This is a genomic window from Paenibacillus athensensis (genome assembly GCF_004514475.2).
In the GTDB taxonomy this organism is placed as follows: Bacteria; Bacillota; Bacilli; order Paenibacillales; family NBRC-103111; genus Paenibacillus_AL; species Paenibacillus_AL athensensis.
This window is the reverse complement of sequence record NZ_MYFO02000003.1, coordinates 130,116-154,455: the sequence shown is the minus strand read 5'-3', so window position 1 is coordinate 154,455 and position 24,340 is coordinate 130,116. Positions and strand designations below refer to the sequence as shown.

General features: G+C 60.5%; 16 protein-coding genes. 3 read left to right on the top strand and 13 right to left on the bottom strand.

Annotation, left to right across the window (positions count from 1 at the left end; all coding sequences use genetic code 11):
* Positions 1–82: 82 nt before the first annotated feature.
* Positions 83–3,862 carry a carbohydrate-binding domain-containing protein gene (locus B5M42_RS07175; RefSeq protein WP_209280702.1) on the bottom strand — a complete coding sequence of 1,260 codons (3,780 nt, stop codon included), beginning with the start codon at positions 3,860–3,862 and terminating at the stop codon, positions 83–85.
* 700 nt (positions 3,863–4,562) lie between these two features.
* Between B5M42_RS07175 and B5M42_RS07170 the strand changes: the two genes are divergently transcribed.
* Entirely contained in the window at positions 4,563–5,801 is a 1,239-nt protein-coding gene (locus B5M42_RS07170; RefSeq protein WP_134752461.1) for a WD40/YVTN/BNR-like repeat-containing protein, read from the top strand.
* A 433-nt stretch (positions 5,802–6,234) separates the two neighbouring features.
* Here the strand turns inward: B5M42_RS07170 and B5M42_RS07165 are convergent, their stop codons facing one another.
* Entirely contained in the window at positions 6,235–6,879 is a 645-nt protein-coding gene (locus B5M42_RS07165; RefSeq protein WP_134752460.1) for a hypothetical protein, read from the bottom strand.
* Between the two features lie 160 nt (positions 6,880–7,039).
* On the bottom strand, positions 7,040–7,801 hold the full coding sequence (locus B5M42_RS07160) for an SDR family NAD(P)-dependent oxidoreductase (RefSeq protein ID WP_134752458.1): 762 nt from the start codon (positions 7,799–7,801) through the stop codon (positions 7,040–7,042).
* A 323-nt stretch (positions 7,802–8,124) separates the two neighbouring features.
* Here B5M42_RS07160 and B5M42_RS07155 point away from each other — a divergent pair, with 323 nt between their 5' ends.
* Positions 8,125–8,532: a VOC family protein gene (locus B5M42_RS07155; RefSeq protein ID WP_134752456.1), complete on the top strand. Its 408-nt coding sequence runs from the start codon at positions 8,125–8,127 to the stop codon at positions 8,530–8,532.
* Positions 8,533–8,989: 457 nt separating this feature from the next.
* Here the strand turns inward: B5M42_RS07155 and B5M42_RS07150 are convergent, their stop codons facing one another.
* Positions 8,990–9,751, bottom strand: coding sequence for an SDR family NAD(P)-dependent oxidoreductase (locus B5M42_RS07150; protein ID WP_134756668.1), 762 nt, complete (start codon positions 9,749–9,751; stop codon positions 8,990–8,992).
* Between the two features lie 100 nt (positions 9,752–9,851).
* On the bottom strand, positions 9,852–10,784 hold the full coding sequence (locus B5M42_RS07145; RefSeq protein WP_134756670.1) for a DUF1848 domain-containing protein: 933 nt from the start codon (positions 10,782–10,784) through the stop codon (positions 9,852–9,854).
* A 125-nt stretch (positions 10,785–10,909) separates the two neighbouring features.
* Here B5M42_RS07145 and B5M42_RS07140 point away from each other — a divergent pair, with 125 nt between their 5' ends.
* Positions 10,910–11,512: a 5' nucleotidase, NT5C type gene (locus B5M42_RS07140; RefSeq protein WP_134756672.1), complete on the top strand. Its 603-nt coding sequence runs from the start codon at positions 10,910–10,912 to the stop codon at positions 11,510–11,512.
* Positions 11,513–11,528: 16 nt separating this feature from the next.
* On the opposite strand, the gene B5M42_RS07135 is transcribed toward B5M42_RS07140, so the two are convergent.
* The 8 genes from B5M42_RS07135 to B5M42_RS07100 all read right to left on the bottom strand — a co-directional run bounded on the left by B5M42_RS07135 (position 11,529) and on the right by B5M42_RS07100 (position 24,262).
* A complete protein-coding gene (locus B5M42_RS07135) occupies positions 11,529–13,112 on the bottom strand; it encodes a response regulator (RefSeq protein ID WP_134756674.1) in 1,584 nt (527 codons plus the stop codon).
* A 67-nt stretch (positions 13,113–13,179) separates the two neighbouring features.
* Positions 13,180–15,963, bottom strand: coding sequence for an ATP-binding protein (locus B5M42_RS07130; protein WP_134756676.1), 2,784 nt, complete (start codon positions 15,961–15,963; stop codon positions 13,180–13,182).
* A gap of 267 nt (positions 15,964–16,230) precedes the next feature.
* Complete coding sequence (locus tag B5M42_RS07125; RefSeq protein WP_134756678.1) at positions 16,231–18,621, bottom strand: cadherin-like beta sandwich domain-containing protein; 2,391 nt, start codon at positions 18,619–18,621, stop codon at positions 16,231–16,233.
* 284 nt (positions 18,622–18,905) lie between these two features.
* Positions 18,906–19,664: a hydroxypyruvate isomerase family protein gene (locus B5M42_RS07120; RefSeq protein WP_134756680.1), complete on the bottom strand. Its 759-nt coding sequence runs from the start codon at positions 19,662–19,664 to the stop codon at positions 18,906–18,908.
* 74 nt (positions 19,665–19,738) lie between these two features.
* The gene (locus tag B5M42_RS07115) at positions 19,739–20,965 is read right to left on the bottom strand and encodes an acyltransferase family protein (RefSeq protein WP_134756682.1); all 1,227 of its coding nucleotides are present in this window, start codon (positions 20,963–20,965) and stop codon (positions 19,739–19,741) included.
* Entirely contained in the window at positions 20,946–21,788 is an 843-nt protein-coding gene (locus B5M42_RS07110; protein ID WP_134756684.1) for a carbohydrate binding domain-containing protein, read from the bottom strand. The genes B5M42_RS07115 and B5M42_RS07110 overlap by 20 nt, the downstream gene beginning before the upstream one ends.
* 256 nt (positions 21,789–22,044) lie before the next feature.
* The gene (locus B5M42_RS07105) at positions 22,045–23,013 is read right to left on the bottom strand and encodes a PfkB family carbohydrate kinase (RefSeq protein ID WP_134756686.1); all 969 of its coding nucleotides are present in this window, start codon (positions 23,011–23,013) and stop codon (positions 22,045–22,047) included.
* A gap of 274 nt (positions 23,014–23,287) precedes the next feature.
* Complete coding sequence (locus B5M42_RS07100; protein WP_134756688.1) at positions 23,288–24,262, bottom strand: LacI family DNA-binding transcriptional regulator; 975 nt, start codon at positions 24,260–24,262, stop codon at positions 23,288–23,290.
* Between the last annotated feature and the right edge of the window lie 78 nt (positions 24,263–24,340).

Sequence of the window (24,340 nt, the reverse complement as noted above, 5' to 3'; positions counted from 1 at the left end):
TCACCCCGCCCCGGCCCGGGCCGCCCGGCCGCGTATGCGCTTGCCGCTTGGCCGCCCAGCCGCAGCGCTGCTTAGCCTCGCGCTATGGCGCCAGCAGGCGGGCCAGCGCCTGCGCGCTTTCGGCGCGCGTGGCTGCGCCGTGCGGCACGAACGAGCCGTTATCGCGGCCGTTCAGCAAACCGAGCGCCTGCGCTGCGCGCACGGCGTCTTGAGCCCAAGCGCTGATTTGCGCTTGGTCGGCGAACGCCGCCGCTTCGTCGGCACCGGCGGCGTCGACTGCGGCTGCGCCGCGGCTGTGCGCGTAGGCGCGCACCAGCATGGCCGCCATCTCTTCACGCGTGATCGTGTCGTTCGGCGCAAACTGATCGGCGCTGCGGCCGTTGATCAAGCCGGCCTCGCTGGCGGCCGCCACATCGCCGGCGTACCAGTCGCCGGCCTGTACGTCGGCAAACGCCGCAGGGCCCGTTGCCGTAAGATCAAGCGCCCGCACAAGGAACGCCGCGAACTCGGCGCGCGTCACTTGACGCTGCGGCGCAAACAGGGTGTCGCTCACGCCTTGGACGATGTGCTTCGCCGCCATCGACTTGATTACCGGAGCGGCCCAGAACGAATCGCTGACATCGTCAAACGATTTGTCAAAGCTGAGCACGGCGTATTTGCTAAAGTGAGTGACGTCTGCGGTCATTGTGCCGTCGACCAGCTTGCCGCCGATATATTCCAGCGTGCCGTCGTCAGCGATGTAGTAGACGCCAAGCAGATCGGGATTCGCGTCTGCGTTCACCTTGAGCGCAATCGTAATCGGCTCGGCAAACGTGGACAGCTTCGTTTCCTTGCCGTCCTTGCCGACGATCGCCAGTGAGAAGTCCAGCACGTCCCCAGCCGCCTTGACGGAAGCCCCGCTGCTTGCCCCGGCTTTCTCCAGCAGCGAAGCGCTATCGGAGGCGGAAGCCGGCTCCATGCGGAACGAAATCGTCGCATCAGCCAATTCGCCGGACGGTACGAGCGATTGCAGCTTTTGCAGCACGCTGCCCGGAATTTGCACCGTCACCTGATCGCCGGCCAATTCGATCCGGCCTTTGCCGTCCGTTCCGCTGCCTGCTGCCGGCAGAACGACCTTGCTCACACCGCTGTCCAGCTTCACCGAGATGCGGCCGTTCGCATCGGCTGCCGGCAGCTTCACCACCTGCGTGGCTCCCGCTGGGCCATTGCCGTTTCCATTGCCATTGCTATTCCCGTTACCGTTACCATTCCCATTACCATTGCCGTTCCCGTTTCCATTTCCATTGCCATTTCCGTTGCCATTGCCGGCACCGCTATCCCCGCCGCTCGACTTCTTAGGCATCACCGCCACCTCGACCGAGCGTTCGCTTTCGCCGCCGGCGTTGGCCGCTGTGACCACATAATAATAGGTCGTGCCGTTATGCACGCTGCTATCGGTATAGGTGGTCTCCGTAACGCCTGACGCAATGACCGTATAAGGTCCGCCGCTCACGGTAGCGCGCTGCACGTTGTACGAGGATGCCCCGCTCACCGCCTGCCACAGCAGCTTCGCCCTCGCGTCGCTGCCAGCTGCTTGCACAACCGGAGCAGCCGGAGGAAGCGTTGTCGCCAACCGGACGTTATCCACATACATTGTACCGGCGTAGTCGCTGTCGACATCGGCGACAACCAGCGTAAAGTCACGAATGCTCGTATCGCCTTCCAGCACCTTGCCGTCCTTCAACGCTTCCAGATCGAAATACGCCTGGAATCGGTACAAGCCGTCGGCAGTTGTCGCCTTGTTCGCCAGCGAAGTCAGCGGGATATCAAAATTCGTTGCCGCCTGCGCCCAGTAGCCAAGCGCCGGAGGAGCCATCGCCAGATTGATCGACAGTGCGCCAGCCGAAGCGCGTACCGGCTTCAAATAGAAATCAAACAGCAAGTATCGGTGATCGCCGCGCGTCGCATTAATGCCGCCCAAGACCAGGCGTGGTGCCGATGCCCAGCCGTCGCTCGGTTTGACATCCGGATAAGCGACATCCCAGGAAATCGCTTTGGAGCCGTTGGCATCGCGGAGCGTCAGCGCGCTTTTCACCCCGGAGCCGCCGTCCCAGCCCCAGCCCTGGCGGGTGCCGTCTTCAAAATCCGAAGGCAACGTCGCCACACCCGCCGGATCGTGAACCACCGGATGCTCGACAATCGTTCTATTGCCGCTAATCGCGATATTGTCCAGCGAGATCACATTGCCCGAAGCCACGCCAACGAACAAAATCAGATTCGTCAGCGTGCTGTCTTCCGCATCCTCGGCAATCGCCGCCAGATTCGGCGCATCGGCTTTGCTGATCGTAATCGTCGCTTTGTAACGTCCATCCTCCTGCAGCGTAAAATCGCCCGTCTCCGCCCGCACCGCTTGCTGCGGATTCGTCCAGCCATGATTCGCGCTTTGCGGAATTGCCGCTACAGCGACCGTCGTCGGCGCCGCTGCAAATACGTCCATCGTCAACTGCTCGGCGCCGAGAATATCCGGCTTATCGCCTGCCCAGTTATCCACAGACAACCTGACGTTTGCCCAATAGTTGCCGTCGGACACATCCTGACTGCCCGTCATGCCGGACAACTGCAATTCATTATTGACATTGCTCAGCGTGATCGACTTGACCGGGCTGTCAGCGTTCAGGCCAAAGCCCTGCACCGTGCCGTCGTTGAAGTCGAACAGCGTTGTGCTGAAGCTTTCTTTTGTCCGGTCAATCGGCTCGTAGGCAATCCCCTTGATCCGCGCCCGCACGTATTCGCCGGAAACGGTCAGCTCCTGCGGCGTCCACAGGTGGTCGGAGCCCGGGTCGAGGTTCGTCGCATCGTGCTTGCCCAGCTCGAACGGCTGGAACGCCGCCGACGTCTCCGCTTTGTTCGTCAACGACCAGTTCGCCCAACTGATATTGTGTTCATTTAAAAAATCAAGCCATTGGTCCGCTTCGTCCAGGAACGGCCCGTTGTTGCCGCTTGCTTCGCTGGTGCCCCATTCCGTCGCGAACACCGCAGCTCCGTGCGACAGCGCGTAACGCGCATTGCTCATCACGTTGGAGCGATCCGTGTCATCCGCGGCCGGCATGTGCGTGCCGGTATAAAAATGCACCGTATACATCGTATTCGCATCGTCAATCGGGTCATCGGCGGCCAGGTCCGGACGCTGACTCCAGTTCGGGCTGCCGACGATCACGATGTTCTCATTGCCGGAATCGCGCAGCATCTGAATGATCGGCTCGGCATACGATTTGACCGCTTGCCAGCCGTAGACGTCGTTCGTCACGCCCGGCGCATTGCCGCCGTTCGGCTCGTTGGCCAGCTCATATAAAATGTGCTTGTCGTTCGGATACAGCTCGGAAATGCTTTGGAAAAAATCCATCGCTCCCGCGTACACCGAAGCGTTCGGGTCGCCCGGATTGTGCACGTGCCAATCCACGATCACGTAAAGATCGTTGGCAATCGCGTAGTCGATGCCATCGATCACCTTTTGCTTGACCGCAGGGTTCGTGGCATAGCCGTCTTCGCCGACATACATCGCCAAGCGAATCAGGTTCGCGCCCCAATCCTCGGCCAGCGTTGCGAACGCGTTGTCGTTAATAATGCCGGGAAACCATTGCAAGCCGTGCGTGCTCATGCCGCGCAGCTGGATCGGGTCGCCGTTGGCGTCGCTGAGCATTTTCTCTCCGTTGTGCGTCAGCAGCTGCAGGGCTCCTCCCGCCGAAGGCTTGACGGCCGCAGGCACGATTAAATGCGAGTAGTCCGCTTCCGCAGCGCTTGCGGCGGCGGGCAGCAAAGCAACCAGCATCGCGCAAACAACCAGCAGTGCGAGCCACGATATCTGTAGTTTTTGTCGAATCACAAAATGACCTCCCTGTAAGAAATGAAGTAGGAATGCGGAGAACGGCGTCGCCCCTTCCATAACGCGTTCGCCTGACGGCGCAGCGACGGAAGAATGACTTTTTGACACATGCATTATCAGAAACCGTTTTCCTATATAGGTAAAAAAATAGTGCGGCATGCTGCTCCCTTGCCTGATGCTTCATGTTGATTCAGACGTGCTTGCCCAAGCGTTCCTTCACGGTTATAAACGCGCGTTCATTCCTGCTTGCAGCCAGCCGGAAACCTTGATCCAACAAGGATTTCCTTTCCAATCAACAGCTTTTCCCGCCTCCTGTCCCGCGATCGCCCGCATCGGATTCTATTCAGGGCGAAGCGCTTTCATTTGATGCTGTCAAACAGGCCTGACGGCCCTTTGACGTTCCCTTCTGGTTTTATTATATCACAAATTGTTTTTTTGACAACGAAAACGTTTTCTATTTTTCATTTTTTTAAAATGTGGGTACATCCTTCGTATAGTGTTGCAGCCCCGCCTTTTTAACTCCGCTTTCCCGCTTGCTGTCAGCCCCCTGCTTCCGTCCGTTTTCGGAAAATACTTTCTGCTTGGCGCCAGATTTTGTATGCCGACCGCAGCATCGGGTTACGCTATGACAGACCGCTTTGTAACTTTTCCACAGTCAGCAACGTCAGTTTACTACAGACAGAAAAATGGAGGGATTCCCATGCCAATACAAACATCCATTCGAAAAACTCCGTACGCACTGCTGCTAGGGGCGCTTCTGCTTGCATCGGGCTGCCAATCGGCAGCGCCGGCCAGCACTAACTCCGCCGCGCCGCAGCCGACCGTCTCCGCTGCAGGAACCGCATCGCCCGCCCCAAGCGGAGCGGCGGACGACTCCAACAGCGGCCAAGCGGCAGCAACCCCGCAAGCAACCGGCGCCGCGGCAAGCGATAGCGCAACAGCCGTTGTGTTGAACCAGCCAACGGCTGTACGTCTGGCCAGCGCCTCGTCGGGCTGGATCGGCGGCGACGGCTGGATTGCCCGCACGGATAACGGCGGCAAGAGCTGGAAGCAGCAATATAAAGGCGGCGAAGCGATTGCGCAGATTTTTGCGCTGAACGATAAAATGGCTTGGGCCGTTACTGGCAGCAAGCAACTGCTGGCAACAACCGACGGCGGCCAGACGTGGAAGCTGGCCGGCTCTGTGCCAAACAACGGATTCCTGCATTTCGTCTCGGCCAAAGAAGCGTTCATGGCCAACGCCACAACCAAGGACGGCGGGCGGACGTGGACAACGCTGCAGACACCAGCTAACCTTGTCGGCGATCCTTATTTCCACGATGCAGCCAACGGCTGGGCCGTGACGCAAACAGAGGGCGCAGGCAAGGTCGAGCGCACCACGGACGGCGGACGGACATGGACCGCGGTCATGAATCGCAAGCTCGCAGCGCCGCTGAACGGCGCTTTGATCCGCTCCGCCGGAGCCAGCGACGCCTGGGTCGAATGGATCGGCGATTCGGGCATGACGCAAACCTCGTATTCGCTGTTCCATACAGCCGACGGCGGCGGCAAATGGCAGACGGTGCTTGCCAATTCTTCGGCTGGCGGCGGCCCTGCGCCCGGCTTCCCGCTCGAATATAACGACGGCCCGAAAAATGAGGGCTCGCGTCCGGGTCCGCTTTATGTCGTCGACCGACAGACGGCGTTTATGGGTGGCAGCTGCCCGGCCTGCGATAAGCCGAATACGATCGGCTGGACAAAGGACGCCGGCCGTACGTGGGTGAACGGCAGCGCGGCCTTTGCCGGCTACGGCGAAGCGCTGCTGGCGATGGCCGACAGCGAACGCGGCTGGTGGATCACCACCGACAGCACCGAGCCGTCCGCGATGTATACGACCGCCGATGGCGGCAAAACGTGGACCAAGGTCTACACCTTTGCGAAGCCAAAAGCCAGCTCGTAAGCTGGCCGTTGCGGCGCTGCTTGGCGAGCTCCCGTGGGCTGACAGCCGCCGTACGGCCGGTACCGCACTCCGGGAGTCGCGCGCTGCGGGGATTGCGGCTGCTTGTCAGACCTGGCTTGCCATCCATCCGCGGAGCGGACGGCCCGATAAGTCCTTCCCCGAGCCGAGCTCCATCCCTATGAGATACAAGCAACGCCTATACGCTGAGCTGTACACAGCGCGCGGGCGCAGCCCGGTCCCGGCACTTGCTGCCAGGGGCCGGGCTTTTTTACAGACAGAAAAAACACTCTCCACGCCGGCTCCGACGAGCCATTCGCGAAAAGTGTCTATCTGCCGATAGCCGGCATGCTCCCATGTCCCGGCTACCGGCCCAACATGGCTTTCCCGCCGTCCGTCTGCCCGACCGCCGGCTTTTGTTGCCTCACATGCTGCGCTATACGTCAATGGACGCGCACACTCTGGAGCTGTCGAGCTCCGACATATCGAATTTGTAGGCTTCCGGGCAGCAGGCTTCGCCTTCTCCCGCCGGCGTATGAAACACCGAAGGAGTCGCGTTGGCGCTCGTAATCGGCATCCAGGTCTGGTCGGCGCTTTTGTACATCAAGCCGCCGACCGTGACCAGCTCGTGGACCACTTCCCATTGCGGCAGCTCATCCGCCCCGCTCGTCGGCGACACCATGAACGCACCCAGCACAAGCCGGCAGTTGGTAAACGTTGTCGCTGCCGAGTACGCCGTCGAAAACGTCGTCTTGAGCTCGCCGTTCACAAAGAACTTGACCTTATGCTCGGTGTCGTCGAGCGTCATTTTGATTTTGACCGAATCTCCGTTGTTGAACTCGCCGTATTCGCCGCGCTCCCCCGAGCCGGCAGCAGCGCCGCTGTCGGCAAACCAGCGCCAGCCCGGAGCTCCGCATGCCGTCTCGATGCCGCATTCCAGATCGTCGAAGCCGACGAAAAAGCGGATGGAGCCCGACGATGACGAACAATTATAGGAGGCCGGCAGCTTCAAAGCGGCTTGAATGCCGCGCCCAACGGGAGTGACCTGCACTTTGGCGAATTTCGCATATTCCACAGTCATAATTTCCGTCCCCTTTCGGCTTGCCTGCTAGATTAAGGGAGTAGTCGCCCTTACGTATCATTACACCCGCTTGCTGCGGCTGAAACAAGCCCCTGCGCAAACGGTTGCAGCAGACGACGGCTATGCGCTGCCGTTATGCTCTACCGGCGGAACTGCCCGCTTATTGCGCGGTCCAGCCTCCGTCAACCAGCAGCACGCTGCCGTTGACCATTGCGCCGGCCTCTGAAGCCAGGTAAATGACCGCTCCGGCCACATCCTTGATGTCGGCCACCCGGCCGCTCGGAATGCGCTCCACAACGGTCTGCAGGTAGGCGGGATTATCCAGACGCTCAGCCGTGCCCGGCGTATAGGTGAACGTCGGCCCGACGGCATTGACGGTCACGCCCCGCGCGCCCCACTCCAGCGCCAGCACCCGCGTCAGCTGGTTGACGCCGCCCTTTGTAGCGCAATAGACGGCATGATCGCGAATCCCGACCACGCTGGCTTGCGAGCTCATGTTGACGATCCGGCCGCCGCCGTCGGCCAGCATGATCCGGCCCGCCGCCTGACAGCAGAAGAACAAGCCCTTCAAATTCACGTCCATCATGCTGTCCCAATCGGCCTCCGTAACCTCCAGCGCCGGATGATTCGCGCCCAAGCCCGCGTTATTGACGAGAATATCGAGCCGCCCGAAATGCGCGCGCACCTGCTGCATGGCCGCTGCAATCTGTGAAACGTCGGTCACGTCCAGCGTAAGCGCCAGCGCCTGTCCTCCTTCTGCGGCGATTTCCGCCGCGAGCCGCTCCAGCTCCGGCAGGCTGCGCGCCATAACCGCTACCTTGGCTCCGGCATGGGCCAGCGCCTTGGCCAGCCCGTAGCCGATGCCCATGCTCGCTCCCGTCACCACAGCGACCTTATCTGTCAAATCAAAGCTTGGATACATCGTAAACACCCTTTCTGTTTATGAAAAATAGACCGTCGGCAGCCGTTTCGAGCGGGCTTGCCGGCGGCGCGGCTTAGACGCCCCGCGCAGCTTTCCCGGTCGGTGCCGCCGCGCCATGCCCGTCCCGCACTGGTTTGACAGCCGCCGTACGGCTGGCACCGCGCTCCGGGAGTCGCGCGCGGTACGAAAAGGCGGCGTCTGGCCCGGCGCTTCCGGTTACGCGCTCGCGGCCCGGCGCTCCGCGCTTTACAACCGGGCAGCGAATTGATTATGCTAGAAATGAAAACGTTTATCCACTACTTTATGGACCGGGGGAACCAATCATGATTAAACGAATCGGCCATCTCGCCTTTGACGTTGCCGATATGGACAAGTCGCTGGCTTTTTACTGCGGCGTGCTCGGCTTTACGAAAGCTTTTGAAATCAACAACGACAACGACGAGCCCTGGATTGTGTATATCAAGGTCGCTGACGGACAATTCATTGAGCTGTTTTATGGCGGAGAGCAAAAGCCTGCTGCCGTCGCCAAGCCGATCGGCTTCTCCCACCTCTGCCTGGAGGTCGACAGCGTCGCCGACATCGCTCAGCATCTGCGCGAGCAGGGCGTGACGCTTGACGTCGAGCCCTTGCAGGGCAAGGATTTCAATTGGCAGTGCTGGGTACGCGACCCGGACGGCAACCGGATCGAATTCATGGAGCTGCACCCGAATTCCCCGCAAGCCAATAGCTGATCGCTCAGGCGGCCTCGCTGCCTGAACGGCAAAACCTCCCGGAATCGATAAATCGGGAGGTTTTTTGGCTTGTTCCGGGGCTTTGCCGCTTCCCCGCAGGTGGTACGGGCGGGCCGTGGCTCAATGGCGGCGTTGCTGCCGCCCGCTGTAGCGGCCGAGCGCTTAACGTCGCACCTCGAACGCAGCACACAGCGCGCAGCGCGCAGCATCCGGGGCACCGAGCCGATCGGCAAGCAGCTTGTCCCGATCTCGCACGCAGAGTGCAGAGCGCAGCATCAAGGGCTCATCCTCTGCCTGCCTGCCTGCCTGCCTGCCTGCCTGCCTGCCTGCCTGCCTGCCTGCCTGCCTGCCTGCCTGCCTGCCTGCCTGCCTGCCTGCCTGCCTGCGAACGCGCGTTCATTCCATGCTGCGCGCGGCACCCAAAGCGCGGCGACGGCCGGCCGACGGCTGTCAGACGTTAAATCGCCGGCATCACATTGCCGCCGCTGACCGGCACGTACGCCCCGGTAATAAAGCTGGCCAAATCAGAAGCAAGGAACGCCACCACATTGGCAATCTCCTGATCGGTTCCGCGGCGCTTGAGCGGCACCGACTGCGAATAGCCTTCGTTCTGTTCCGTCTGATTGTCCCGGTCGCGCTCGCTGATCGTCCAGCCCGGTGCGACCTGATTGACGGTGATCTGGTGCTCGCCAACCTCCTTGGCCAGCACGCGGTAGACGCCGTCCATGCCCCTTTTGCCCGCCACATAGGCCGATTGCGTCGCAAAATGCTGCATCACACACTCCGTATTAATCCCGATCATCCGCCCGCTGCGCTTGCCGAGCATCGCCGGAATGAACGCCTTGGCCAAAAAGACGCTTTGCAGCACACACGATTCAAATTGGCTCACATAATCCTCTGCGGCCTGCTCCAGCACAGTCGTCCACGCATACTGCACAACGGCGTTCGCGACCACGATATCGACGTCTCCAAGCTTCGCGGCAGCCTCCTGCTGCATGGCGAGCACGGCTTCCTGCTTCGTAATGTCCGCTTGCACACATACGGCCCGACGGCCTAACGCTTCCAGCTCGCGCTGCAGCTCCAGCGCCTTGCCCAGATTGCTGTTGTAATGAATGACGATATCGGCGCCGCACAGCGCCAGCGTTCGGGCCATCACGCGGCCCAGCTCGCCGGTGGCTCCTGTGACCAGCGCGATTTTGCCTGACAGATCGATTTGCATGTTGAAAAGCTCCTCTCCTTCGGAAAACGTTATCCGACTTTCTCTATTATAGGGGAAACAAGCCGCGCGGTGAAGATGCGAAAATAACGCCTGAGCAGATCTAGGGCCGCTCCGGCTCGCCCGGGCCGTAATCGTACAGCAGCGAAGCGCTGCCCGGCACATGGCGCTGCAGCGCTGACCGGACCGCCTTGTCGCTTTGTACGGCATAGCAATAGGTGCAGTTGAACAGGCACGTGTTGTACATGCCGATATCGACCGCTTCCGTACATAAGCATTCGGAACGCTGATTGCGGTCCTTGCGGTGCGTCAACGCGCCGCCGGGGCCGGAGCGGGCGAGCAGCTCCGCATCGATGCACGCGCCATGCACCGTCCCCCACAGCGACAGGTCGGCCGCTTCGGCGCAGCTTTGCACGGTAAAGCCCGTGCGCGCCGCAATCGCCTGCACCGCCTGCATCAGCTCGGCCAGCAAGCCGCGCTGCTCCGGAGCGGCAATGTCGGTCAGCGCAAGCCCCGGATGCAGCTGCCGCAGCTTGGCGAGCCGTTTTTCCACCTTGCCGTACATATCCAGGAAGCTGATGACCAGGCGCACGGAGTGCCCCTGCAGTCGCTCGGCCAGCGCAGCAAGCGTCTCGATGTGATACGCCACCGGCGTCGCCGTGCTGACAATGATCGGATCGTACCGCCAGACGACGCGCTCCGGCCCGATGCGCTCGCTCAAAGCGATCAGCTGCTCGACCCGCGCGTCCAGCGGCGCAAGCCCTGGTTCAAACAGCGCCGGATAATCATTTAACGTCATCTGAAAATAATACCGGAACCCGCGCCCGTCCAGCTCGTCCAGGTGCCGCAGCAGCGGCTTGGGCTGCTTGGTCCAGAACACGATGCCGTCCACGTCGCCAGGCTTCAGACTGACTGCCTTGGCCATCTTGACGTGAAACGGATTCACGCGGTACACATATCCTTCGCGCACCCGCTGCATAAACCATTCGGCGAAAAACGCCGGAATATCTGTCCGCCTGCTCGCGCTGACGATCATAGACAAGCCCTCCTGACTGTCGATGGTGGGATGGCGCGTGCGGCTGGCGCGACGCTTCTCAAATACCGCCGCCTTGCTGTACACTAGGTAAATATTCCCGCTGTGGAAAAGAAAGAAGGTAAACCATGCAGCGATACAAGGCCACCTTGTTGTTTGATTTGGATGACGTATTGGCGGATTTTTTGACGGCGCTGCTGAACGAATACAACGGGCGCTACAACGACCGGCTGACGCTGGACGATGTGACGGAATGGGATTTAAGCCGCTCCGTCAAGCCGGAATGCGGCCGGCGGGTCTACGATTTATTTCAAACGCCCGGACTGTTCCGCCAGCTCAGCCCCAAGCCGCATGCCGCCGACGTGCTGCAGCGCTTGAGCAGCCGCGGCTTTGAAATCGTCATCGTCTCCGATTCGCCCCCGGGACACGCCTATTGCGATTACCGGCAGGATGCCTCGCGCGTCAGCAATCCGACGGACGACAAGCGCAAATGGCTGCGCGAGCACCTGCCGATGGTCGATCCGCATAACCTGATCATCACCGGGCAAAAATGGCGCGTTGCCGGCGATCTGCTGATCGACGACAAGCCGGAAACGTACGAAACGTTTGTTTCGTTGGGCAGCCGCTGCCTGCTCATGGACCAGCCGTATAACCGGCATGTGGCCGGTGCGCTGCGGGCCCGCGATTTGCTGGAAGCCGAAGCGACGATCCTCGCCCTCTTCGGCGATTGAAAGGACGGCGGCGGGTTCAGGGGGCCTTTTTGGTAAATCGGACATAAAAGCTGGTGCCGGCTCCTCCGCTTTCTACCTCAATCTGCGCGCGATGCCGCCCGGCGATGCTGTAGCATACCGCCAGTCCCAGCCCCGTGCCCTGCTCCTTGGTCGTAAAAAACGGTCGGCCGAGCTTCTCCAGATGCGTCTCGGAGATTCCGCCGCCCTCGTCGGCAATGCGCAGCACCGTATGGCCGGCGTCTACATAGGTGGCCAGCGTCAGCGAGCCGCCCGGCTCCATCGCCTCCAGCCCATTCATCGCCATGTTGAGGATGAGCTGCCGGATTTCTTTTTCGTCCAGCAGCAGCGTGGGACAGGCTCCCGCCTCGATCCGCACGTATTTGCCCGACATCAGCGCTTCGGCCTGAATCAAAGGCTGGAGCGTCTCGATAATCGCATTCAGATCGGCGGGCTGGAGATCGGTTTGCTTGTTTTTGGCCAAGGAGAGGTATTCGGTAATAATGCTGTTTGCGCGGTCAAGCTCGGTCAGCATAATATCCAGATAATCGCGCTCCATCCGCCCGCCATTGGCCTGCGATAGCTGGAGAAAGCCGCGAATGGCCGTCATCGGGTTGCGAATTTCGTGCGCAATGCCGGCCGCCATCTCCCCGACCAGATTAAGCTGGGCCATCCGCGTCATTTCGCGCTCCAGCTGCACCTGCGCCGTAATGTCGACAATGACCTGCACCAGACATTTTTCATCGTCGATATCGATGACCTCGGTAGAGAGCAGACCGTTGCGCAATTCACCGGCTCGGGTCGTATACCGGATGCGCATGGCTTGCAGCGCCTCGCCAGGCTCCAGCTCCTGCTCCTCGCCGCTTTCCGCAGTAATGCCCAGCGGATCGCCCGTCTGCCCGAGCACGGCTTCGTCATACCCGGTATGCTGCTTCCAGCTATCATTCACATCAATATAACGCTGGTCGGCGAGGCTGCGAATCGCCATCAGGCACGGACTGGACAGAAACAGCCGCTTGAAGCGGGTTTGCGACTTGCCCAGCCGCTCGTTGACAATCATCAGCTCGCGGGTACGCTCGCGCACCATCGCCTCCAGCAGCTCGTTTTGTCCCTTCAATTGCTCCTCGGCGCGCGCCAGCCGCTCGTTCATCGCCGTCAGCTCGGCTGCGCGCTTCTGCAGCAGCTCGCCCTGCTGCAACGTCTTCTGTCGATAGCTGTGCAGCTTGACGAACGCGTCCACCTTCAGCCGCAGCAGCTCGGGATGCACCGGCTTGGACAAGTAATCGATAGAGCCCGCGTGATAACCGCGTAGGACGTGGTCCATCGACGTGCTGATCGCTGTCAGAAAGATTACCGGAATTTCGCTGCAGCGCTCGCGCCTTTTGATCAGCTCGACCGTCTCGAAGCCGTTCATGCCCGGCATCTGAACATCCATCAGGATCACCGATACATCGCGCACGTCCTCCATAAGCAAATAACGCAGCGCCTCTTCCCCGGAACGCAAGAGCACCAGTTCATAACGCGGCGAGGCGAGGACCGCCTCCAGCGCCAGTAGGTTTTCCTGCCGGTCATCCACCGCCAGTATTTTCACTTTCTCTTTCATGCCCCACTTCCTTTCAGCCCGATGCGGCGGCAGCGTTGTCTTTCGTCCTTGCGGACAAAGCGGTCGGCTAGCGGTGCAGCCACACCTGCAGCAGCGACAGCAGCTGTTCCAGCTGAATCGGCTTGCTGATATAGTCATTGGCTCCGGCGGCCAGGCAAAGATCGCGGTCATGCTTCATCGCCTTGGCCGTCAGCGCGATGATCGGCAGCAGCCGGTAAGCGGCGTCGGCATGCCGAATCGCGCGAATGGTCTCATATCCGTCCAGCTTAGGCATCATGATATCCATCAGGATCAAATCGATATCCGCTTGCTCGTTCAGCAGGCGCAGCGCTTCCTCGCCGTTTTCGGCAAACAGCACGCGAATGCGGAACGATTCCAGTACGCTGGTCAAAGCAAAAATATTGCGCATGTCGTCATCGACGAGCAGCACCACGCGGCCTGCCAGCACCTGGGTCTGACCGTCGCGGCCGCCCGGCTCGCCCACCCCGGCTGCCTGCGCAGCCAGCAGCTCCGTTGGCGGACCGGCCGTGGCCGACCCTGGCGGAGTGCTCATTGCCGCTGGCGGATAGCCGGCCTCCATGAGCGCTCCGCCCGCCTGACGGGCGCCCGCCAGCGGCAGCAGCAGCGTAAAGGTGCTGCCCCGGCCGGGCTCGCTGGCCAAGCTTACCGCGCCGCCTAACCGGGCAGCCAGCGAGCGGCTGATTGACAGGCCGAGGCCGGTGCCGCCGTATTTGCGGCTGGTCGTCCCGTCCGCTTGGCGGAACGCCTCAAAAATCATTTTTTGCATCGCATGCGGCACGCCGATGCCCGTGTCGCTTACGTCAAAGGCGACCCACATCCCGCTGGGGAGGGCTAGGCCGGCCTCCACCACCTCCTGCGACGCCGCACGGCGTATCGTCAGCGCGACTTGTCCGCGCTCTGTAAACTTGACGGCGTTGGACAACAGATTTTTTAAAATTTGCTGCAGCTTGGCTTCATCGGTCATCAGCGTTTCGGGCAGCGGCCCCGCCTCCAGCTCCACATACAGCTCCAGGCCCTTCTGCTTGGTCAGCGGCTCAAACTGGCGGAAAAGCGTCTCCTTGACGCGCAGCAGCGGCACGGGCTCGTAAAGAATGTCCATTTTGCCCGCTTCTATCTTGGACAGGTCCAGAATCTCATTAATCAGGCGGAGCAGGTCCTGTCCGGAATCGTGAATCGTCCGCAAAAACGCCAGCTGCTTCTCGTACAAATTGCTTTCCTTGTTTTCAATCAGCAAATTCGTCAGCAACAGCAGGCTGTTAAGCGGTGTGCGCAGCTCGTGGGACACGTTGGCGAGAAATTCCGTTTTGTACTGCGAGTGGATGATCACCTGACGATTCTTGTCCTCCAGGTCGCTGCGCGCCAGCTCCAGCTCCCGGTTCTTGATCTCGGTGTTGCGATACTGCTCCTCCAGCTGCTCATTCAACGCGCTCAGCTCCTCCTGCTGAAGCTGCAGCTCCTCGGACTGGGCTTGCAACTCCTCGGTAATCGCTTGCGATTCGCTAAGCAGCCGCTGATTTTGCATATACGCCCACGCGCTGTTGAGCGCTACGCCGAACAACACGTTGATTTCCTCCAGCAGCAGCAGCCCCGACACCGGGAACGGCTGAAACGAGGCCGTCTCCAGCACCCCGACCACCCTGCCTTCATACGTGACCGGAACAAACAGCAAATGGCGCGGGAGCGCTTCTCCCAGACCGGAGCGGATGCGGATAAAATCCTCCGGCACGTCGTCCAGCAGGAGCTGCCGGTTGGTTTTGGCGCATTGGCCGACCAGCCCTTCGCCCCAAGCTACAAGCTTGCGGCCCGGCTCCAGCCCATCCTCTCCCGCAAAGCAGGCCACACGGGCCAGCCGGCGCGGCCCCGCTTCTTCCGGATCACTCCAGTAAAATGCGCTGTAGCCCGCGCCAAGCAGCGGCGTCATCTCGTTCACGAACAGCTCCGCCATCCGCTCGATATCATGGACTCCCTGAAGATGAGCCAGCATATCGGCCGTTCGGGATTTGCGGGCATGCTGCTGCTCCAGCATCGTCTGATACGTGCGAAGATGCTCGGTGTGCTCCTCCAGCGCCCCGGCCATCTGGTTGAACGCTTCGGCGATGCGGCCAATTTCGTCGTATGTCCCTACCGGAATACGCGGAATATGGACAACATCGCGAAACGAAATGCCGCTCATGGCGGCTGTAACGCGCCTCAGGCTGCCCGTGGTACTGCGCAGCACGCCGTAGGCAATGGCCGCGCCGCCGAGCAGCAAAAGTCCCAGCAGCGCGGCCAGAAGGCCCACCGTCACGGCATAGGTCCGGTTGGACTCCAGCTGCGCCTGATCGATTTGGGCATCATAGACGGCATTAAAATCCTTCAGCGCCTCGAACAGCTCGGCTCTCCGCTTCTCGACCACGTCGTAATAAAACGTGATCGCTTCCTCTTGCCGGCCCTTTGTTTTCAGCTCCATCAAGGGAGGCAAGGTGTTGACATAGCCGGTATACGCGCTGCTGATCCGAGCGATCAACGCACTGTCGGCCGGACTGCTCCCCAAGCTGTTCAGCTGGTTCCAATTCTCGCCAATCAGCACCTTGCTCCGTTCCATTTCCTGCACATGCTCATCGAGCAAAGCCGGGTCTCGCTCCAGCAAGTAGGCGACAGCCTCGCGGCTCATATTGTTCAGCTCGCTGCGCAGCGAGCTGGCCAGCTTCACGCCGGCATAGCTGTCATTGACGATCACATGCATACTGGTCTTCAAATCGGCCAGCAGCCCAAAAACAAGGAGCGCCGTCAGCGCAATCAACAGCAGAATCGTGCCGAAGCCAGCAATCAGCTTGGTTTTGAATTTCATCTTCGTCCTACCTCCGCTCTACACCCTTCGTTGTATTAATTCGAAGAAAGACGGGCAATTCCTTTTTCGCGGCAAAAATGGACGGGAGGGCAGCGCTCTCCTCCATAGCAGAAAAAGCCGGCTGGCATACACCCCCGGCTTTGTTTCCTATGCGTTTACTGACGTTGCTCGCTCCGGCAGCGTCGCCTTGCCGGCCATCGCCCCTCGTCGCGCGCTCGTTGCGGTCCGCCCCTGCCGGGCGGCTTGCCGGTCATCTCCTGGCCGATCTTAACGTCCTCCGACAAACCTCGGCCCGATCAGCGACAGCAGCTCCACAGCCTGCTCCCGCGTCCAACCGCTTTGTCCCGACTGCTGGAACAGCTGCTCCAGGCTGATGCTGCCTCCAGCTCCGGCGCCAATCGTCTGATTGGTGACGGTCAAAGAGGATACCGCTGCATTGCCGGCCCCTTCTGTACTGCGGACAGCATCGGCATCCATCGTCAGCGTGACCGGTTCACCCGCCGCTACCGGCCCGTCAAGCGTCAGCTGCCAGCGTCCGTTCGCTGCGTCCAGCGCTACGGCAGTGACGGTGCGGCCGCCCGAAACGTGCAGCTTACCCGCTTCCCACGAAGGTTGGACCTCGCGATCCAGCGTAACCAGCAGCAGCGTGCCGCTGTAATTCGTCGACGCGGACAGCAGCTGCGGACGCACCGCCTTTTGCACGATCAGCTGATAGGTGGCGGAATGCTGTTCGTCAGCCGACAAGACGGAAATTTCAATCGTCGTCGTCGTTCCGGTCAGCGCCACCTCGGCCGTATCGCCTGAGGTCACAGACTCGCCGTTCACAAACAGATAGCCGCCAACGCCCGAAGCCGCCGGACGAACATATACCCGCTGCACATCGTCGCCCACCACCAGAGCGAATGCGCCCGGCGTCTGCTCCGACAAGCCCGTCAGCGCGTCGGCAGCCGTACCGGCCTCCAGCGAAGCCAGCGTGCCGCCCTCCAGCGGCGGCGGCAGGATCGTGAACACGAGCTCGGCTGTATTGCCCGCCAGATCGGTGACAAGCAACCGATATGTGCCGGGATCGCTGACCGGCGTGCCCAGGCTGTAGCCCGACACAGCCGTTTCATTGCGCCACAAGGCCACAGCAGCCAGATCGTTATCCACCGAGAACGGATATACCTTGGTCGTATAGCTCATGCCGTCGGATATGCCCTGAATGACCGGAGGCACGCGGTCGATATTCGTTACCGTATACGAAGATTCGGTCGAAACGTTGCCCGCAGCATCGGTAGAGCGGCCATACACCGTTGTGTTGGCCGTTAGCTCGATCAGCCCCGTATACGGCTGCCAATCATCTGCGCCAAGCCGATACTCCGTCAATACGGCGTCGTTGGCCGGCATCAGCTCCACCAGCACCTCTGTGGCGGCAGCCGACGTATTGGCTGTCACGGCCGGAGGCAAAGGCGGCGTGCGATCAATATTGCTCACACTCACGCTATTCTCCGGCGAATATACGCCGTTACCGTCGCCCCCGCGCGCATATACCTGCGCATTCTCCTCCAGGGTGAGCGGCCCCGTATACGGCTGCCAGACGCCTGTGGAGCCGGCGTCGATCCGGTATTCGCAAATGGCCGGATTGCCCGGACAGGTGATCGAGACCGTGACCGACCGGGCAGGCGTGGAAGTCGATACGTCCAGCAGCGGCTGCGAAATACTGGGCGCAAGGATATTGGTAACGTCAAAGCTCGCTTGCTCCGCTCCCTGATCGTCATACGTGACGTAAATCTTCGCGTTCGCCGTCAGCTCAAAAGGCGCCGAATAAGTGGTATAAGCCCCGGATTCGCCGATCTTGTACTGCCGGTTCGTACTCTGCGGCGGGTAATTCAACGTTACCGTCACCGGCCCCGTCGTCTGCCCCGTGACGCTCAGCGTCATGCCCATTCGTCCCAACGTATAAGGATTGCCCGACGTACCGTCCCCTCCGGCAATATAAACGTTATCCTGCAAATAAACGACCGGCCGCATATTAAAATAATAATTGACAAGTGTGGCTTCCGGCATCACATTCAGACTTCCACCGCTCACGTAATATACACCGATGGTCGACCCGTCGATCCGGTGCGGCGTCAGCAGATACCAGCTTGGCCACGAGCCGAGATCAAGCTGAGCGTCCGCGCTGTAGGTCTGGTAATCGTCGTAGGTCAGCAGTCCGACCTTCTCCGTAATCGTAGCGGCTCCTTCGTACAGCGGCAGCGCCTCGTCCGCGTCCGTCGTCACATCGAAGCTATGCGGCTCAATCCAGTTCTTCTCGTTCCCTAACGAAGCGTAGAAGGTCGAATCGCCATCCCGCGTCTGGTCATAGTTCAAGTAACGGTAGGTTGAGTTCATGGAGCTGGAGTAGCTGTTAAACTGATACGTATACCCCCAAAAGTAGGTCTCCCCGGTTACTCCCTTCAGCAGCAGCTTGCGCTGCGCCGGATCGACGAGAATCCAGTCCTTGCCGCCGAAGCGGACGATCGAGCCTTTATCGGCATGAGGCAAATAATCGCCCGCGCCCAGACTCGCCTGCGCCTGATTGGGCATAACGGCCGTTCCGGCCAGCAGCCCCACGAGCACAAGCAGCCCTACGAGCAGCTGCGACAGCCGACGTTGCATAAAAGAAACGCGTTTCATCAAATCCTCCTGATTTCCGACATTTTTTGCCTAATCATCTGTATATCACCATGAAAAAAGTCCCTTTATTGGACTCGAAGTCGTTAGATTTCTGCGCCCTTAGCTCTATGTCTATCATAAACAACTCACAGCCCGCTGCCAAGCAAAAAAGAGACCTGCCGCCAGGCCCCAAGCTCCGCATCCTGACTGGATATGCGGCTTGCAGTCGGCTACAAATCTCTTCGGCCCTGACACTCCGGCGGCGGCACGACAACGGTTACCCGCTCCGTCCGGCCGCGCTCACGCTAGCGTCCTAACAGAGCCTGCAATCTTTCCAGGCCCGCATCCGGATCGCCCGCCGGAAAATATTCCAGTCCCACCGCGCCTTCATAGCCCATAGCCGCCAGCGCGCGGAATATGCGGATATAATCCAGCTCCCCTGTATCCAGCTCGCCGCGACCGGGGCAACCCGCCGCATGCACATGCCCGATCGCGGACAGATTCTGCTCCATCGTTGACAAAATATTCCCTTCGGTAACCTGCTGATGATAAATGTCGTACACGAGCTTAACCTGCTCGCTGCCAACTTCATTCAGCACGGCGAAAGCCTCGTCGGCCGCCGCCAGGAAATAACCGGGATGGTCGACGCGCGTATTAAGCGGCTCCACCAGCAAGATCATGCCGTGAAGCGCAAGCAGCGGCGCGCAAGCGCGTAAACCGGCGACAAGCGATTCCCGCTGGCGCTCGCGCGGCACGCCCTCCAGCTCCTGGCCGACCTGCGTCACCAGCCTCCGGCAGCCCAAGCGGCCCGCAACGGCAATCGATTCGACCAGCCCGTCCAGATAAGCGCCGCGCTGGCGTTCATCCACCAGACTGATCATGCGGGTGCACATCGCATAAAGCTCTATGCCCGTTTCCTTGAGCGCCTGCTCGGCCGCCTCCAGATCCTTGTCCCACCAGCCCCAGATTTCCACGGCTGTAAATCCGGCGCGCAACGCCCGTCGAACCCCTTCCGCGAACGCGCCGTCACGGTAAACGGCATCGACGCAAACCGACATTTTCATAGTGAAAGCCCCTCTCTACTGATTGCCTGCTTCATGCTTATTGTCTGCTCCTGCCGGCTGCAGCCAGCTCGCCGTTACACCTCGCGCGCGCCCGGCTTTGGCTGCTGCACACCGCCTCCGCGCCAGCGCCCCGTCTTCTGCCCCAGCTTGATCAACGCGCCGCGAACGCCGTATTTGAGCAGCGGCCGCTCAAAAGCGTACGTGATCAGCGCCGCAACGGCAATGGCCGTCCCCAACGACAGCGCCGTAAATGACAGCTGCCAGACGGTATCCTGATGCGGGTCGGCTATGCGCGACGCCGGGAAGCCGAGCTTGACCAGCTCGCGGGCGATCCATTGATGCCACAAGTACAAATTATACGAAATGACCGACAGAAATACGAAAAACGGATTGGCCACGATTCCGGTCCAGCGCTTCCAGGCAAAATGGGAGCCGAGCGCTATGACCGTCAGCAGCACGCCGAGGAAAAAGCGGTTGTGGCTTTGCCAGACGGCAACCCCGTTCACATCGTAGCGAATATCGTACAGCCACTGGAACATGTACAGCAGCACGACGGCTGCCAGTGCCGCCGCTGCGGTCATCCACGCCTGCAGACGGCGTAGGTGCGGCAGCTTTTTTACAGCCCATACCAGCGCATAGGCAGCCAGCATGCCGTTTGCGAATACATCCAGATAGCCCGGCAATTCGTTCAAATAAAACAGCAAATCGTCGAACTTATATCGCTCCACACCGTAACGGTAGCCGGCGGCAATCAGGCACAGCCCCGCATAAGTCAGCAGCGGCTTGCGCAAAAACGCCCAAGCTGCAAGCGGAAACAGCACATAGAATTGCACCTCGACGCCCAGTGACCAAAAGACGCCAACAATCGAATTTTTCGTATCATGAAACCAGTTGTGCACGAACAGCAGGTGCGTCGCGATATGCTTGAATCCCTGACCGGCGGGAAAATCATGTGGCACCAACAACAGCATGACCAGCATCATCAGCCAGTAGGAGGGTAAAATTTTGATCGCCCGCCGGTAGACATAATGGCGAAGCGGCTTTTGCGGCTTGCCCTCCAGATGCGCATTCACAGCCGGAGCAAACAGACAAAACGCGCTGATAAAGAAGAACAGCTCGACGCCCAGCGTCCCCGCGATGGGGATAAAATCCAGATTGACCGCGTATCCGAACAACGGGAAGCCATGATGGAGCCAGCTCAGCTCCCAGACATGAAACAGCATCACGAGCAAAATCGCCAGACCGCGCAAGCCGTCCATGCTGTCAACGTGCAGCGGATGTTTATCGTTGCGGTTGGCCATGCGGGCGCCCCCCCTTCCCAGGCATACGGCGCGGCGGCTGCGCGCCGACCGAAGCCAATCGGCGGTAGGCGAGCGCCATTCCGGCAAGGACGGCAAGCAGCGCACTCAAGCCGACCCACAGGCCGGTCCGCGGCCCTCGCGAAAGCGGATGCCAGCCGCTGCTCCCCGCGCTGGCCGCAGCGTTCGGCGGCTGCGGAAGACCGGCGGCATTGGCGGCGGGTGGCGGATCGTCCGGCAGGTAAACGACGGTCGCCCCCGGCGGAACAGCCGACACCGGCTCGACGGCTGCGTCGTCGAACCAGGCCGCGCCTGTGCTCAGCTGCCCGTAGCCGCCCAGACCCAGCGTCAGGCGAAGCGTGGTCGCCTGCTCACGTGTAATCGCATACATTTCAACGTAATGCCAGCCGTCGTCGGAGCCGGCTACGTCTGAGGTGGTGACTGTCTTGCCTTCGACGGACAAGCTTGCGCCCTTATGGCCGGTGCCGACTCCCTGCGCCTTGATCCAGGCGGACAGCTTGTACATCGCGTTCGCAGCGACCGGCACCTCCTGGACGTAACGGGCGTCATTGTCCTTCACATTCGTCAGCTTGGCGCAGCTTGCGCCCGAATGGCAGGCCGCCGCTTCCGTTTCCAGCGCAAAGTCGGCGCTGCCCGGCGAAGCATCCCAAGCCGTCGTCGTCCACGCCGCGGGGCCTTGCGCCCCGCGCTCCTCGAACGACGCATTAAGCAGCGCATTGGCGCCGCCCTCAGCAGCGGCGCCGCTTGATGCCAGCAGGCTTCCCAGGCCAAGCGCTGCGGCGATGATGTATTTTTTATGAATCAAGTCGGTTCTTCTCCCCGCTCGTATATTCGTCTTCCCGGCCCTTGCTCGGAAAGGGCTGCCGATGGGCCGCCCGCCCGATGAATCGAGCCCTGCCCCCATTATAGCACGCTTGCTGCTTGCGCATGCGGACTTGTTGCACCTGTCCGGCGCTTTTTAATAAAAAAGCTCTGCCCCGCAGGGCAAAGCTTCGATGCTCTTATTTTATGCCAACGGCGGACCGTTTGTCCGGCCGGTCCGCTTCCGGCTCGGTTGCTGCTTACGCTTCCAGCGCAGCGCACACGTCCTGCACTTCCTCAAATGTCGGCAGCGCAGGAATCGCGCCGTAACGGGTGGTGACCAGCGCCGCCGTGACGTTGGCGAATGTCAGCGCCCGCTTCCGCTGCTCCGGCGACATCCGCCCCGGCTCCGCGCCCTCCCGGGCCAGCTGATAGAGCACAGCGCCGATGAACGAGTCTCCCGCGCCGGTCGTATCGATCGCCTGGACCCGATAGCCCTCGGCTTCCACCGCATCCTGCTTCGTATACCACACCGCCCCGTTGGCTCCGCGCGTATACAAAATATGAGCTACCTTGCCGACAAACAGCGAAGCCAGCGCCTGCGCTTCATCGGAAATTCCGGTGATGAATTCCAGCTCATCTTCGCTGATTTTCAGAATATGGCTCTGCGGCAAAAATTCCAAAATCGCCTGACGGCAGTCCTGCGGATTGCTCCACAGCGGCAGCCGCACGTTCGGATCGAAGCTGATCAGCCCTCCGGCGGCTTGCATCGCTTTGATCGCCTTGATATGCGCATACTTCACAGGGGCTTCGATCAGATCGACCGACCCGTAATGCAAAATATCGCCGGCTTGAAACCAGCTCTCGGCAATTTCATCCGGCGCAAGCAGCATGTCCGCGCTTGGATTGCGGTAAAAGGAAAACTCCCGGCTGCCGTCTTCCTTGAGACTGACAAAGGCCAGCGCCGTATTCGCTTCTCCGGTGCGTGTGATGCAATCGGTACGAACGCCGACGGATGCCATCGTCTCGACCAGATAATCGCCGAAGCCGTCTTCTCCCAGCTTGCCGATAAACGCGCTGCTGCCGCCCAAACGGGCTACTGCACTGGCAACATTGGCAGGCGCCCCGCCCGCCGCCTTGCGGAACGTGCACACCTTCTTCAACTCGACGCCGATTTCAGCCGGCACAAAATCAATAAGCGCTTCTCCGATCGTAAAAACTGTTCCCATCTCGTGCCTCCCTGACCTGAGTGTCCCGTGTTGCAGGCCGCCGTCTCAGGTTTCAGCAGCGTCCCCGGGCTTATCGGCGCAGACGGCTTCGTTCGCAAGGCAAAAGACGGCCCTCACCGCCGCGCTTCGCCCGGAACAAGGTCGTCGCTTGCTCCGACGTTGTGTACTTTTATTATATATGTTAAACGTTTAACATATCAATCTTTACGCACTGGCAATTTCCGACTTTTGCCCCTTTGTCCTTGCCCGTTCCTGCACAAGCTGCTGTAGCCGCTCAGGTCGAGCCCCGCTCCACCAGGCGAACCGGAAGAATATGCTCGCCGGGCACGTCCTCGCCGGACGCCATTCGGTCAAGCAGCCCCACCGCAAGCTCGCTCATCTCCGAAAGCGGCTGGCGCAGCGTCGTGATGCCCGGCGTCACAATCGACGCAAATTGGATATCGTCGTAACCGACCAGCTTGAGCCGTCCGGGAATCGTAATGCCGCGCGCTGCGCAAATTTTGACGGCATGCAGAGCGATCATGTCGCTGCTTGCGAACAGCCCGTCCAGATTGGGAAGCTCGTCAAACAGCCGGTGCAGCGCCTGCTCGTAGTGCTCATTGTCAAAATCGTCCGGCCCCAGCTCCATCACATAAGGCTCCACGCCTTGCGCCGCCAGCGCGTCGCGGAAGCCGTCCGTCCGGCGGCTGCCGTGAAAAATCGGATTCAGCTTGCCGCACACGTGCGCGATCCGCCGGCAGCCCTTGCTCAGCAGCAGCTCCGCCGCCAGGACGCCTCCGCGATAATTATCGGAGGAAATGCTCGGTACGCCGGGAATAACCCGGTCGAACGCCACAATCGGCTGCTTGAGCTTCGTGTACGCATCCACGTTCATGGTATGGCTGCCCATAATGATGCCATCGACGCGATTGCTCTCCAGCATATCGATATAGACTCGTTCCTTGTGCTGATTCATCCGGGAATTGCAGATTAGCAGCTTGTATCCGCGTGCCGATGCGTGCAGCTCGACATGATGCGCCAGCTCGCCGAAAAAAGGATGCGCAATGGTCGGCACGATCATCCCGAGCATCATCGAACGCTTGCGCATCAGCGCGCGGGCGATTTCGTTGGGCTGATATTGCATTTCCTCCATCACGCGGTATACCTTCTCTCGGGTCGCCTGACTGATATAACCGCGGTTGTTGAGCACGCGCGACACCGTCGTGACGGTCACGCCGGCTTTTAGCGCCACATCCTTGATCGTTGCCATTGCCCCTCGTCCTTCTCTCCTTCTGGCTTGGTATGTGCATTATATCAATATCCCGCCGGCTTATAAAGAATCCGTTGT

Coding starts and splice junctions, on each gene's coding strand:
- B5M42_RS07170 (WP_134752461.1), top strand. CDS start 4,563: ATGCCAATACAAACATCCATTCGAAAAACTCCGTACGCACTGCTGCTA.
- B5M42_RS07165 (WP_134752460.1), bottom strand. CDS start 6,879: ATGACTGTGGAATATGCGAAATTCGCCAAAGTGCAGGTCACTCCCGTT.
- B5M42_RS07160 (WP_134752458.1), bottom strand. CDS start 7,801: ATGTATCCAAGCTTTGATTTGACAGATAAGGTCGCTGTGGTGACGGGA.
- B5M42_RS07155 (WP_134752456.1), top strand. CDS start 8,125: ATGATTAAACGAATCGGCCATCTCGCCTTTGACGTTGCCGATATGGAC.
- B5M42_RS07150 (WP_134756668.1), bottom strand. CDS start 9,751: ATGCAAATCGATCTGTCAGGCAAAATCGCGCTGGTCACAGGAGCCACC.
- B5M42_RS07145 (WP_134756670.1), bottom strand. CDS start 10,784: ATGATCGTCAGCGCGAGCAGGCGGACAGATATTCCGGCGTTTTTCGCC.
- B5M42_RS07140 (WP_134756672.1), top strand. CDS start 10,910: ATGCAGCGATACAAGGCCACCTTGTTGTTTGATTTGGATGACGTATTG.
- B5M42_RS07135 (WP_134756674.1), bottom strand. CDS start 13,112: ATGAAAGAGAAAGTGAAAATACTGGCGGTGGATGACCGGCAGGAAAAC.
- B5M42_RS07130 (WP_134756676.1), bottom strand. CDS start 15,963: ATGAAATTCAAAACCAAGCTGATTGCTGGCTTCGGCACGATTCTGCTG.
- B5M42_RS07125 (WP_134756678.1), bottom strand. CDS start 18,621: ATGAAACGCGTTTCTTTTATGCAACGTCGGCTGTCGCAGCTGCTCGTA.
- B5M42_RS07120 (WP_134756680.1), bottom strand. CDS start 19,664: ATGAAAATGTCGGTTTGCGTCGATGCCGTTTACCGTGACGGCGCGTTC.
- B5M42_RS07115 (WP_134756682.1), bottom strand. CDS start 20,965: ATGGCCAACCGCAACGATAAACATCCGCTGCACGTTGACAGCATGGAC.
- B5M42_RS07105 (WP_134756686.1), bottom strand. CDS start 23,013: ATGGGAACAGTTTTTACGATCGGAGAAGCGCTTATTGATTTTGTGCCG.
- B5M42_RS07100 (WP_134756688.1), bottom strand. CDS start 24,262: ATGGCAACGATCAAGGATGTGGCGCTAAAAGCCGGCGTGACCGTCACG.